The following is a 12,671-nucleotide window of genomic DNA, read 5'->3' as shown; positions in this document are numbered from 1 at the left end:
CCGAACGGAGGCGTCAGAACTCGTCGCCGACGAGCACGGCTTCCGGCGGCACGGTGTGCGGGTCCGCGGTCTTCTCCCGCAGCGAGAGCAGCGCACCCGCGACGACGCACAGCACGGCGGCGGCGACGAACGGCGCCTGCGGCGAGCCGAACCACTCGGCGACGTGCCCGACCAGCGTCGCGGCGACGGCCCCGCCGAGCCAGCGGCAGAAGTTGTAGCCCGCGCTGGCGACCGGGCGCGGCGCGTCGCTGATCGACATCGCGGTGCCGGTGAACAGCGTGTTCAGCAGGCCGGACACCAGCCCGGAGACGACGATCCCGGCGACCAGCACCGGCTTGCTCGGCACGGCGAGAACCAGCATCAGCACGGCGTACCCGAAGACGGCGGCCGCGGCGGCGTGCCGCTCACCGAGCCGGGCGGCCAGCCGCGGCGCGAGGGCGACCCCGGCGACGGCGACGCACAGGCCCCAGCCGCAGAACACGAGCCCGACGGCGATGGCGCTCCAGCCGAGGACGAACGGCGACCAGGCGAGCACCGCGAAGAACGCGGCGGTGTACAGCGCCGAGGCGACGGAGGTGCGCAGCAGGCCGGTGTGCTTCAGCGCGCGCAGCGGGTCGAGCAGCTTGATCGGCGCCCGCTGCTCGTGCTTGTCGCTCTTGAGGAACACCGCGCACAGCACGAGCGCGCCGGCCATCAGGATCGCGGTGCCGAGGAACGGGCCGCGCCACGAGACGCTGCCGAGCAACGCGCCCAGCAGCGGGCCGACCGACAGGCCGACGCCGAGGGCGGCCTCGTAGAGCAGGATCGCGCCGGACTGGCCACCGGTCGCGGCGCCGACGATCACCGAAAGCGCGGTCGCGATGAAGAAGGCGTTGCCGAGGCCCCAGACCGCGCGCAGCCCGACGAGCTGCTCGATCGACCCGGCGGCCGCGCACAGGGCGGTCGCGGCGACGATCAGCGTCAGCCCGACGAGGACGGTCCGCTTGGCGCCGAAGCGGGCGCTCGCCGCGCCGGTGACCAGCATGGCGATGACCTGGACGCCGAGGTAGGACGAGAAGAGCAGGGTGACCTGCGACGGCGTCGCGTCCAGGCCCTTGGCGATGGACAGCAGGATCGGGTCGACCAGCCCGATCCCCATGAAGGCGATGACCGCGGCGAACGCGGTGATCCAAACCTGCTTGGGCTGGCCTTTGACGGCGTCCAGCAGGCTCGAGTGGGATTCAGCGCTCATCGCTGATCAGTTCCTCCTTGGTGGTGTTGAGCTCTGTCTTCTGGGGCCGAGCCCCAGACCCCGGCCGGGGGGGCGAGCCCCCCTGGACCCCCCAAAAGCAATTTGGCGAGGGCCGGGAGGGCGGCTTCGATCGCAGCGCGGTCGGCGTCGTCCATGGCGATGAGCCGCTCGCGGAGGAACTCCTCCCGGGCGGCCACCGTCTCGGCGTAGAAGCGACGGCCTTCGTCAGTGACGTCCACGAGCACCGCACGGCCGTCGGCGGGATCCGGGCGGCGGGCGGCGAGCCCGAGCCGTTCGAGCCGGCCGACGACATCGGTCATCGACGGCAGCTTGACCTGCTCGAACTCGGCCAGCGCGCTCATCCGCCGCGGGCCGCCGTTGACGAGTTCGCTCAGCACGGAACCCTGGGTGAGGGTCAGCGACAGCTGTGGTGTCTGCCGGCGCACCTGGTGGTAGAGCCGGAAGACCAGCGGCCGCAGCCGGTGGGCGAGATCGGTGATCGCGGAAGTCACTTAGCTAGGCTAACAAAAATTAGTAAGGGTAGCTAAGTAACTCCTCTCACAGGATAGGCTCGGGGCATGGAAGCGGTGATCTTCGACCTCGACGGCGTGCTGGTGGACTCCGAGCGGATCTGGGACGAAGTGCGCCGGGCGGTGGTGGCCGAGCACGGCGGCACGTGGCGCCCGGAGGCGACGCGGGCGCAGCAGGGGATGAGCACCCCGGAATGGGCGCGCTACCTGGCGGAGGAGCTGGGGGCGCAGCTGTCGCCGCCGGAGATCGCGACGCTGGTGGTCAAGCGCATGGCGGCCCGGTACGCGGCGGAGCCACCGTTGATCCCGGGCGCGGTGGAGGTGGTCCGCCAGGTGTCGGCGCGGTGGCCGGTGGCGATCGCGAGCTCGTCACCGGTGATCCTGATCAAGGGCTTCCTGGACGTGACGGGCCTGCCGGTGGGGGCGGCGGTGTCGTCGGAGCAGGTCGGGGCGGGGAAGCCGGCGCCGGATGTGTACTTGCGGGCGGCGGAGCTGCTGGGGGTGACGCCGGCGGAGTGCGCGGCGGTGGAGGACACGACGAACGGGCTGCGCTCGGCGTTGGCGGCGGGGATGGCGGTTTACGCGGTGCCGAACCTGCACTTCCCGCCGGACCCCGAGGTGCTGAAGCAGGCCACGGCGGTGGTGGAGAAGATCACCGACCTGCCGGGGGCGCTGGGGCTCAGCTGACGTCGAAGCGCACCGGGGGCGAGCCGGGCGTCACGTCGGCCAGGAACACCTGGTAGGAATCCGCCAGCCGGCCCACCCACCGGCCCTGGCTCAGGTCCCCGTGTGCGTCGTAGAGCCGCAACTGGTTCGCCAGAGCGCTGAGCAAGTAGACCGCTTTGCCCGGCGGCAGCGGCCCGCCGGGTTCGCCGGCGTACCCGGCCAAGACCGCCTTGCCGTCCGCCGGCGCGAACGGAACGCACTGCGGAGACATCCCGAACTGGGCGGCGGCGCCGTCGAACGGCTGGTCCACGGGCAAGGCGGCCACGCAGAACAGCGGCCTGCCGGGTTCCTGCCTCCGCTTTGTCGAGAAGGCCCACCCACGCCAGCGGTCGGTTTGGCCGGCGAACTCGGTGAGGGGCACCGGCGAGCTCATCAGGAGCAAGTCCGCCATCGGCAAGTGCTCCGGCTTGGCGAGCACCAGCTCCTGGCCGGGTGCCACCGGCGCCGCCTGGCCCACCTTCAGCTGGGTGGCCAGCAGCACGCTCGTCAGCACCACCAGCACCGCGGCCAGCGGGGCGCCCCACACCGCGGCCCGGCGGCGACGCGGCCGCCGCTGCTGCCTCCGCTGCTGCTCCGCCCAGGCCGCCTCGAGGTCGGGCGTGACCTCCCCGGCCTGCTCCCTCAGCGTCTCGGCCAGCTTGCGTTCGAGGTCGGTCATCCCTCACCTCCCGGCTCGTCCCCCAGGTGCTTGCGCAGGTTCGCGATCGCGTGGTGGGTGGTCGCCTTCACCGTGCCCGGCGAGATCCCGAGCGTCTCCGCGATGGCCGCCGTGCTGAGGTCCAGCCAGTAGCGCAGCACCAGCACCTCGCGCTGGCGCCGCGGCAACCTGGCCAGCACCTCGCGCAGGCGCCGGTGCTCCCAGTTGGCCAGGGCCGTGACTTCGGCCGACAGCTCGTCCGGCGGCCGCTCCTGCGGGGCCCGGCGGACCACCCTCAGGTGCCGCGTCCGGGAGCGGGACATGTTCACCACGGTCGTGCGGAGGTAGCCCGACACCCTCGTGTGGTCCGCCAGGGTGTCCCAGCGCTGGTGGAGCTTGACGAACGCCTCCTGCACCACGTTCTCCGCGTCGTCCGCGCCGAGCAGGTGGGCCAGCCGCGTCAGCTGGCCGAAGGACTCGCGGAAGAGGTCGTGGAACGTCGGCGCGCCCAGGTCTCCCGGTGCGCTTTCGCCCACGCTCGCGCTCACGCGACGCCAACGCCCGCCCCGCCCCACCGGTTTAGTCCAGCACGCGAAGAAGGCCGCCACCAGGGGTGACGGCCTTCCTCCGGACCAGCCTTTACCGCTCGACCTCGCCGCGGATGAACTTCTCGACGGCGTCGCGCGCGGTGGCGTCGTCGTACTGCTCCGGCGGCGACTTCATGAAGTAGGACGACGCCGACAGGATCGGGCCGCCGATGCCGCGGTCCAGGGCGATCTTCGCCGCGCGGACCGCGTCGATGATGATGCCCGCCGAGTTCGGGGAGTCCCAGACCTCGAGCTTGTACTCCAGGTTCAGCGGCACGTCGCCGAACGCGCGGCCCTCGAGCCGGACGTAGGCCCACTTGCGGTCGTCGAGCCACTGGACGTAGTCCGACGGTCCGATGTGGACGTTGCCCTTGCCGAGGTCGCGGTCGACCTGCGACGTCACCGACTGGGTCTTCGAGATCTTCTTCGACTCGAGCCGCTCGAGCTCCTTCATGTTCAGGAAGTCCATGTTCCCGCCCACGTTGAGCTGCATCGTCCGGTCGAGCTGGACGCCGCGGTCCTCGAACAGCTTCGCCAGCACGCGGTGCGTGATGGTCGCGCCGACCTGGGACTTGATGTCGTCACCGACGATCGGGACGCCCGCCTCGGTGAACTTCTTGGCCCACTCCGGGTCGGAGGCGATGAACACCGGCAGCGCGTTGACGAACGCCACGCCGGCGTCGATCGCGGCCTGGGCGTAGAACTTGTCCGCCACCTCGGAGCCCACCGGCAGGTACGACACGAGCACGTCGGCCTGCGCCTCGCGCAGCGCGGCGACGACGTCGACCGGGGTGTCGTCGGACTCCTCGATCGTCTCGCGGTAGAAGCGGCCGAGGCCGTCGTGGGTGTGACCGCGCTGGACGGTGACGCCCAGCGGCGGCACGTCGGCGATCTTGATGGTGTTGTTCTCCGAGGCGAAGATCGCCTCGGACAGGTCGCGGCTGACCTTCTTGGCGTCCACGTCGAACGCGGCGACGAACTCGATGTCGCGGACGTGGTAGCCGCCGAAGTCGACGTGCATCAGACCGGGGACGCGGGTGGCCGGGTCCGCGTCGCGGTAGTACTGGACACCCTGGACCAGCGACGCCGCGCAGTTGCCGACGCCCACGATGGCCACCCGTACGCGGCGGTTCTCGCCCATGGGGGTTTCTCCTTCAATCCGTGTCTGTTCAGTAGGTCTGGTGCCGCGACGCTGCGGCCCGGGCCGGGCGGCTCAGGTCTCCGGACCCTGCCGTTCGGCTTGTTCGTGCGCGATCAGCTCGTTGAGCCAGCGCACCTCCCGCTCACTCGTCTCCAGCCCCAGCCGGTGCAGCTCGCGGGTGTAGCGATCGATCTTCTCCTCGGCCCTGGCCAGCGCCGCCCGCATGCCCTCACGGCGTTCCTCGACCCGGCGGCGGCGGCCCTCGAGGATCCGCATCCGCACGTCGGCCGGGGTCCGCGAGAAGAACGCCAGGTGGACGCCGAAACCCTCGTCGTCCCAGGTCTGCGGCCCGGCGTCGCCGAGCAGCTCGCCGAAACGCTCCTTGCCCTCCGCGGTGAGCTTGTAGACCCGCCGTCCGCGCCGCGACCACGCCCGGTCGTCGGCCTCGTCCAGCTCTTCGACCAGGTACCCGGCCCGGAGCAGCTTCCGCAGAGTCGGGTACAGCGAGCCGTACGAGAACGTCCGGAGCGTGCCGAGCGTCTCGTGCAGCCGCTTGCGCAGCACGTACCCGTGCATGGGCGCTTCGTGCAGAAGACCGAGGATCGCGAACTCCAGCACAGCGCACCCCCTTCCGGGAACAAACCGAGACGACCCGCGTTGCTCCGAACGAGCGCCTCGATCCAACCTACTCAGCCACTATATCGCGCCGATACATCGAAGTGGCGAAGCTAACCCTGACCCACCACCCATCGAGGGCGAAATTCACCGGAGAGTTATCGAACGTCCGGCGTGTCCGCCCCGGTCCGGGGCTTGCCGCCGCTAGGGGGCGTGGACGCCACAGGAAGAGCCCGTACTCTGTCCTCGTGATTAACCAGCGGCAGGTCGTGGACTACGCGCTGCAGCGCCGTGCGCTGCTGGCCGAAGTCCGCTCCGGGCGCGTCGGCAGCTTCGAAGCCTGCGACGCGAGCCCGTACCTGCTGCGGGCGGCGAAGTTCCACGGCCGGGCCGGTGACCAACCCTGCCCGATCTGCCGCCAGGAGCCGCTGACCCTGGTGTCCTGGGTCTACGGTGACGAGCTCAAGCACGTCGCGGGCTCGGCGCGGACCCCGGAGGAGCTGACCAGGATGGCGGGCTCGTTCGCGGAGTTCACCGTGTACGACGTCGAAGTGTGCCGGGCGTGCCACTGGAACCACTTGGTCCGGTCATACGTCCTGGGCACAGGGGAACCGGCAGGTCCGCGAAGGACCACAGGCCGGTGAGCCACCGTACGACCATCGCAACGCGCAGGTCAGTGCCCCTGCGGGTACTGATCCGGGAGGACCGTCCGTGACCGACGACCACAACCGCTCCTGGCCGAACCAGGAGCCAGACGCACCTCGCCGTGCCCAGTGGCCGGGCGAAGACGCGGGACCGGCGTGGCCCGGTGAATCCGGCCGGCGCGCCAACCCGGCCCGCGGTGGCGCGCGGCAGTCCGGGCCGGCCTGGCCGGCCGGCGACGAAGGTGGCCCGCAGTGGCCCGATGACCAGCCACGACGCCCGCAGGCGCGCGGCCAGAACGGCGCGTCCGGCCGGCGTCAGCCACCCCCGCCCGGACGCCGGCCCGGCACCCCGCCCGGCTCGCCGCCGCAGGGTTTCCGGCAGCCCCCGCCGGCCGGTCGCCGTCCGGAGCCGCAGACCGAACGTGAGCCGGATCTCATCACGCACCACGCGCACAACGGGACCGAGGACGCATACGACTCCTACGACGACGACCGGTTCGACGAGTTCGCCGACGACGTCGAGCCCCAGCGCGAGCTCGACGAGAAGGGCCGCCCGGTCCTCAGCCCGGCGCAGCGGAAGAAGCGCCGCTGGAAGATCATCCGGCGGGTGGCCTACGCCTGCGTCGGCGTCTTCTTCGTCGTCCCGGCGATCGCGTTCGTGATCACCTACTTCATGGTCGACGTGCCGACCCCGGAGAGCGTCGCGGCACTGCAGAGCCAGCCGGTCACGTACTACTACGCCGACGGCAAGACCGTGATGGGCCGGTCGCTCCCCAAGGGCGGTGACCGCCAGCTGCTCAAGCCGGGCGAGATCCCCGACATCGTCAAGCACGCCGTGTACTCGGCCGAAGACGCGACCTTCGAGACCAACTCGGGCTTCGACGTCACCGGCATCCTGCGCGCGGTCTACAACCAGGCGACCGGCGGCCAGGGCGGTGGGTCGACCATCTCCCAGCAGTACATCAAGAAGGCCACCGAAAACGACGCCCCCAGCCTCAGCCGGAAGTGGACCGAGCTGGCCAAGTCGTTCAAGATGAACAACCAGGAGTCCAAGGAAGAGATCATCACGGGCTACCTGAACATCGTCTACTTCGGACGCGGGGCGAACGGCATCCAGGCGGCCGCGAAGGCCTACTTCAACAAGGACGCCAAGGACCTCAGCGCGTCGGAAGCCGCGCTGCTCGCCGGCCTGATCCAGGGGCCGAGCAAGTCGGAGAACCAGGACTACGCCACGCGGCGCTGGAACTACGTGATGGACCAGATGGTGGCCAACAAGTGGCTGCGCGCCGACGAGCGCTCGGCCGCGCAGTTCCCGACGCCGATCCCGAAGGCGGCCAAGGACACCGGCCAGTCCATGCCGTACCACATCCAGCAGCGGATCGACGAGGAACTGGCCGCCGACGGCTACGACAGCGCCCGGCTGCACTCGACCGGCGCCAAGGTCTACACCACCATCGACCCCAAGGCCCAGAAGGCGGCCGAGGACGCGGTCACGAACAAGATGAAGGGCCAGAGCGACCCCGACCTCCTGGGCGCGCTGGTCGCGGTGAGCCCGAAGACCGGCGGCATCCTGGCGTACTACGGTGGCCCGGACACGGTGAAGGACGACAAGGGCAACGACCAGGTCGCCGAGGACTGGTCCAACGTGCGGCAGAACCCGGGCTCGTCCTTCAAGGCGTTCGACCTCACCGCGTACCTCAAGATGGGCAAGGGCCTCGGCGACACCTTCGACGGGTCGAACAACCGGATGTTCCCCGGCCGCAAGACCCCCCTGCGCAACGCGGGTGACAGCGCCAGCTGCGGCACGCAGTGCACCGTGGCGACGGCGATGGAGATCTCCGCGAACACCGTGTTCTACGACATGGTGCTCAACGTGACGAAGCCGGGGCGAGTGGCCCAGGCCGCCAACGAGGCGGGCGTGCCGACGTCACCGGAGATGAGCCAGGACATCAACATCGCCCTCGGCGGTGGCGCCACCCGGGCCACGCCGGAAGCCATGGCCGCGGGGTACGCCACGTTCGCCGCCGGCGGCATGCGCCGGGACGCCCACTTCGTCGCCAAGCTGACCAACGCGCAGGACGAAGTCGAGTTCGACGAGAGCAAGTACCAGGCCACGCCGGCGTTCGACAGCGACGCGCAGAAGACCGCGCAGATCGCGGGCAACGTGACCACGGCCCTCGGCCCGGTCATCACCCACTCGCACCTGAACTGCCCGAGCGGCCACCAGTGCGCGGGCAAGACCGGTACGCAGCAGTACGACCTGCAGCAGGGCGACCCGTCGAACTACGCGAACCGCAACGCGCAGACGTGGATGGTCGGCTACACCCCGTCGGTCGCGGCGGCGGCCTGGGTCGGCGGCAACGGCAACCGCCCCCTGCACGACAACAAGAACCAGCCGATCTTCGGTAGCACCTACCCGGGTCCCATCTGGGAACAGTTCATGAAGGAGTACCTGGCCGGGACCGCGCCGGAGAAGTTCGACAAGGTCGCCCCGATCGGCAAGGACCCCAACGACGTGACCACGACGGCGTCGAAGCCGTCCGAGACGCCGACGCCGACCGAGACGCCAAGCACGCCGCCGAGCACGCCGAGCTCGGAGACGAACACCGAAACCGAGACGTCCCCGAGCAAGCCGACCAAGACGCGGCCGGGCCCGGGCACGGGCGGGCCCACCCCGCCGCTGCCCGGCGGTGACGGATTCGCCCGGCCACCAGGCACGGAAACCGGCTGACGCAAGAAGGCCCCGCACTCGCGAAGAGTGCGGGGCCTTTTTATTTACCGGGAGTATTTCCCGCGAAAAAACGCAGACACCGGACAAAAGCCACAAAGCCGCCAGGTGAGTCTTCCACCAAGTGGCCCAGTCACCGGTGGGTTCCACTCGAATGGCGGCTTGGCGGCCCCGGCCAGGCGAAGTTTGATGTTGATTGCCACGAGTTCGCGCTGATGATCGTGGCCGAGTCAGGGGAGGGCATCGGCGCCACCAGGCTGTGAGGTTTCCTCATGACGTCGTTCTCCGGCGGCCGACCACCCTTCGCGCACCCCACGGGTTCACCGTTCCGCGCATTCTAGCGCAGCTGGCCGAGTAAGCGTTTTCTCCACACGTCGGCAAACCACGGTTTCGCGCGCCGGAAATCCCCGTGTCCGAATTCTTTCGGCTATTCCTGCGCGCAGGAAAGGGAAAAGATGAGATCCAGCCGGCGGAAGGCTGCGCTCGGTGCGCTGGCCTTCCTCACCTTGCTGCCGGCGGTGACGGCCACGCCGGCCGCCGCCGAGCAGACGACCCAGGAAAGACAAGCGGTTCCCGCCGACGATCCCCCCGTCGTCGCGGCCGCGAACCGCGACGAGCTGCTCGGCCAGGGCTGGCAGGCCTCCGGCGACCGGCTCTGGACCACCACCGGCGACGCCGAGGGCCTGCACGTCCTGACGGCCGAAGCGAAGACGGGCTACAGCTGGCGCACGATCGCCGACCTGACGGTGACCGGCATCGAGACCGACCAGTGGATCGGCCACGGCTGCGTCACCGGGTCGGGACAGCGGGCCGTGATCGTCTACGCGCCCCGCACCTTCACCAACAAGGAGGACCTGACCTCCCGCGGCGGCCTCACCGCGGTCGTCGACCTCGTCACCGGCGCGGTGACGAAGCTGCCGATCCGCACGACGCTGTCGTACTACAACCCCGGTTGCGGTGCGGGCGAAACCGCCGCGTTGACGCAGGAAGGCGGCGATCGGATCCCGAAGACCGGCGTCGTCACGGTCGACACGACGACCGGCAAGCTCAGCGCCCGGACGGAACTCGACGGGCAGACGACGTCGGCCACCCCGGTCGACGGCGGGTTCGTCGTCGCCGACACCGCGGGCCTGCTCGAGGTCGGCACCGACGGGACCAAGCAGCGGCTCGTCGCCGGCACCGGCGGCGTCCCGTTCAACGTCCGCGCCGACGCCCAGGGCGGCGTCGTCTTCATGGACCTCGCGGGCGACGACAGCCGGGTCCGGCGTGCGCCGTCGTCCCGGCAGGCCCGCCAGGACGCGCCCACGCTGGCCAGCGGCCCGCTCGGCTCGGTCGGCGTCGCCTCGGGCGTCGGCGGCAAGGTGTTCGTCACCGGTGCGCCGGCCAAGCTGGCCGCCCTGCCCGGCGCGCTCGCCAAGCTGGACGTGCCGGCGGACGCCGAGGTCTCTTCGCTGGGCCAGACGGCGATCACCGACGTGGTCCTCGCGCCGGTCAAGCCGGGCACGAAGGCCGCGAGCGACCCGCACCGGCCGCGTCCGGTGCACATCGCCACCCGCAGCCTGCGCACGGGCAAGGCGTTCGGGTTCGGCGTCGACCCCGGCGACACGCTCAAGCCGCGCTGGAACGACACCGTCGACGCCGACCGCGTCTGCTCGGTGCCGCGCAACGACCCGGGCACGCAGGTCTACCAGCCGACCCCGCGCGAGGTGGAGTGGGCCGCGGACAACGCGGTGACCGGTGCGCGCAGCCAGGGTAAAAAGGTGCCCGCGCAGATCCTGCTGGGCATCCTCGGCCAGGAGTCCAACCTGTGGCAGGCCGCCCGCAACATCTGGGCCGGCGAGTACGGCAACCCGCTGGTCGGCAACTACTACGGCCTGGACATCTACGACGGCGACATCAGCAACGACTGGGACATCCGCTGGGACGAGGCCGACTGCGGCTACGGCGTCACCCAGACGACCGACGGCATGCGGCTCGCCGGGCACCCGAAGCCGCACACCTCGGACAACCCACGACCGGCCAGCGAGCAACGCGCGATCGGCACCCAGTACGTCTCGAACGTCAACTCGGGCCTGGACATCCTGCTGCAGAAGTGGCAGCAGCTCCAGGCGCGGGGCATGACGCTGAACAACAACGACCCGATGCGCATCGAGAACTGGTTCTACGCGACCTGGGCCTACAACTCCGGGCTGCACGACGGAACCAAGCCGGACGACGCGGGGGTGATCGGCCTCGGCTGGCTCAACAACCCGGCGAACCCGCGCTACCAGGCGGACCGGACGAACTTCGGCACCAAGCCGTCGGACTTCGCCCACCCCGAGAAGTGGCCGTACCCGGAGAAGGTGCTCGGCTTCGCCACCAGCCCGCCGTCGGGCTACGAGGGCCCGAACCAGCCGGAGCCGTTCTTCCGGGCGGCGACCTGGAACGGGGCCACCGGTCCGGACACCACGCCTGGAACGGCGAACTACAACCGCCGCACCGCACGGCCCGCACCGCAGACCTTCTGCACCGCGGACAACAACTGCTCCTGGGGCACTGCGGTCCAGCCCGACGTGCCGGGTGAGCTGCCCGGGCCCTGCTTGCACCGGGACTCGGCCGGCAAGCTCGATCTGCGGTGCTGGGTCAAGACCGCGGCGACCTGGAAACCGGACTGCAGCAGCACGTGCGGCTTCGAGTTCGTCCGGTACGACCCGGGCGTCGGCAAGCCCCCGGACGGCGCCAGCTACCCGCCGCGGTGCAACCTCGGTGACAGCAATCCCGCGCACAACGGAATCATCGTCACGGCCAGGGTCGCCGACGACGTCGACAACGCCACCAATCCGGTGCGGCCCTGCCGGGGTGTCAACGGGAACGCGGCCGGCGCCAACTTCTCGTTCAGCTACCCGAGTCCGTCGTCCAAGATCGACCTGCACCAGGTCGGCGGCGGCTACGGCGCGCACTTCTGGTACAGCCACACCCGCTCCGACACCGACGAAGGCCTCAAGACCCGGCTGATCGGCACCTGGTCCTTCGCGGCCGTCAACGGACTGGCCAAGGTGCTGGTCTACATCCCGTCCCACCTCGCGGACGCGGACGCGGTGTACGTCGTCGACACGGCCAACGGCCCGGTCAACGTGCCGGTGCGGCAGTCCCTCCACCACGACGAGTGGTACACCCTCGGGGTGTTCCCGTTCTACGGGCCGCCGAAGATCCACCTGGACACGATCACCGCCAATGCGATCGGCGTCGACGCGCTCGCATTCGACGCAGCGGCGATCGACACGGTGCCGGACGGCCCCGGGTACACGCCGATGATCGTCAACGAGTCGGCCGCCACCGACGGCGGGTACGCGTGCCTGCAGCTCACCGGCAACGTGACCAAGCCGGGTTCGACGGCGGAGTTCCGGGCCTGCAGCCCCACATGGGGCTACGGGTACTGGGAGGAGGTCGACGCCAACGTCCTGATCAACCTGCCCGACTCGACCCAGCAGAAGGGCTACGTCGTCAAGGACCGCACGGCCGGGCTGTGCCTGCAGCCGGCCGGCGGACGCACGGACGACGGCGCACCGATCGTGCTGGCATCCTGCGTGGCCGGCGACAGGAACCAGATCTGGACGGCGCCGCCGCCACCCACGCCGGCTTCCGGGGCCACCCGGCAGTTCGTGGTCAACCTCGGGACCGGGAAGTGCCTGTCCCTCGGTACCGCGAACTCCGTCGGCACCAGCCAGGTCGTCCAGTCCACCTGTGACTACGGCGGCAACATCACCGAGCAGTACTGGAAGGCGTACACGCAGGCCGTTCCGCTGCAGTAGCTCAAGGGAGAACGGGCCCTCCGCGCAGGGTGCGCGGAGGG

10 protein-coding genes are annotated in these 12,671 nt (G+C 70.4%); 4 read left to right on the top strand and 6 right to left on the bottom strand.

What is annotated here, in order from left to right:
• Positions 1-13: 13 nt before the first annotated feature.
• On the bottom strand, positions 14-1,231 hold the full coding sequence (locus C2L59_RS35455; protein WP_103353897.1) for an MFS transporter: 1,218 nt from the start codon (positions 1,229-1,231) through the stop codon (positions 14-16).
• Positions 1,228-1,743: a MarR family winged helix-turn-helix transcriptional regulator gene (locus tag C2L59_RS35450; protein WP_233223854.1), complete on the bottom strand. Its 516-nt coding sequence runs from the start codon at positions 1,741-1,743 to the stop codon at positions 1,228-1,230. Before C2L59_RS35450 ends, C2L59_RS35455 begins: the two co-directional genes overlap by 4 nt.
• 66 nt (positions 1,744-1,809) lie before the next feature.
• Between C2L59_RS35450 and C2L59_RS35445 the strand changes: the two genes are divergently transcribed.
• Positions 1,810-2,448 carry an HAD family phosphatase gene (locus C2L59_RS35445; protein WP_103353896.1) on the top strand — a complete coding sequence of 213 codons (639 nt, stop codon included), beginning with the start codon at positions 1,810-1,812 and terminating at the stop codon, positions 2,446-2,448.
• Here C2L59_RS35445 and C2L59_RS35440 read toward each other — a convergent pair.
• The 4 genes from C2L59_RS35440 to C2L59_RS35425 form a co-directional block, all read right to left on the bottom strand.
• Positions 2,441-3,145, bottom strand: coding sequence for a hypothetical protein (locus C2L59_RS35440; RefSeq protein WP_103353895.1), 705 nt, complete (start codon positions 3,143-3,145; stop codon positions 2,441-2,443). The genes C2L59_RS35445 and C2L59_RS35440 overlap by 8 nt on opposite strands.
• Positions 3,142-3,672 carry an RNA polymerase sigma factor gene (locus C2L59_RS35435; RefSeq protein ID WP_233223852.1) on the bottom strand — a complete coding sequence of 177 codons (531 nt, stop codon included), beginning with the start codon at positions 3,670-3,672 and terminating at the stop codon, positions 3,142-3,144. The genes C2L59_RS35440 and C2L59_RS35435 overlap by 4 nt, the downstream gene beginning before the upstream one ends.
• 91 nt (positions 3,673-3,763) lie before the next feature.
• Positions 3,764-4,852, bottom strand: a complete 1,089-nt coding sequence (locus C2L59_RS35430; protein ID WP_103353894.1) for an inositol-3-phosphate synthase — start codon at positions 4,850-4,852, stop codon at positions 3,764-3,766.
• A gap of 72 nt (positions 4,853-4,924) precedes the next feature.
• Complete coding sequence (locus C2L59_RS35425) at positions 4,925-5,470, bottom strand: PadR family transcriptional regulator (RefSeq protein ID WP_103353893.1); 546 nt, start codon at positions 5,468-5,470, stop codon at positions 4,925-4,927.
• Positions 5,471-5,715: 245 nt separating this feature from the next.
• On the opposite strand from C2L59_RS35425, the gene C2L59_RS35420 reads away from it, so the two are divergent.
• The 3 genes from C2L59_RS35420 to C2L59_RS35410 all read left to right on the top strand — a co-directional run bounded on the left by C2L59_RS35420 (position 5,716) and on the right by C2L59_RS35410 (position 12,630).
• Positions 5,716-6,111, top strand: coding sequence for a DUF5318 domain-containing protein (locus C2L59_RS35420; RefSeq protein WP_103353892.1), 396 nt, complete (start codon positions 5,716-5,718; stop codon positions 6,109-6,111).
• A 67-nt stretch (positions 6,112-6,178) separates the two neighbouring features.
• Positions 6,179-8,842 carry a transglycosylase domain-containing protein gene (locus C2L59_RS35415; RefSeq protein WP_103353891.1) on the top strand — a complete coding sequence of 888 codons (2,664 nt, stop codon included), beginning with the start codon at positions 6,179-6,181 and terminating at the stop codon, positions 8,840-8,842.
• Positions 8,843-9,294: 452 nt separating this feature from the next.
• A complete protein-coding gene (locus C2L59_RS35410) occupies positions 9,295-12,630 on the top strand; it encodes an RICIN domain-containing protein (RefSeq protein WP_103353890.1) in 3,336 nt (1,111 codons plus the stop codon).
• Positions 12,631-12,671 lie beyond the last annotated feature (41 nt).

Source organism: Amycolatopsis sp. CA-128772 (genome assembly GCF_002904295.1).
GTDB lineage: Bacteria > Actinomycetota > Actinomycetes > Mycobacteriales > Pseudonocardiaceae > Amycolatopsis.
Note: the sequence above shows the minus strand (reverse complement) of the source record. Positions and strands in the feature narration are given on the sequence as shown.

Excerpts from the sequence above, each read along its gene's own strand:
- C2L59_RS35455 (WP_103353897.1), bottom strand. The coding sequence starts at position 1,231 with ATGAGCGCTGAATCCCACTCGAGCCTGCTGGACGCCGTCAAAGGCCAG.
- C2L59_RS35445 (WP_103353896.1), top strand. The coding sequence starts at position 1,810 with ATGGAAGCGGTGATCTTCGACCTCGACGGCGTGCTGGTGGACTCCGAG.
- C2L59_RS35440 (WP_103353895.1), bottom strand. The coding sequence starts at position 3,145 with ATGACCGACCTCGAACGCAAGCTGGCCGAGACGCTGAGGGAGCAGGCC.
- C2L59_RS35430 (WP_103353894.1), bottom strand. The coding sequence starts at position 4,852 with ATGGGCGAGAACCGCCGCGTACGGGTGGCCATCGTGGGCGTCGGCAAC.
- C2L59_RS35410 (WP_103353890.1), top strand. The coding sequence starts at position 9,295 with ATGAGATCCAGCCGGCGGAAGGCTGCGCTCGGTGCGCTGGCCTTCCTC.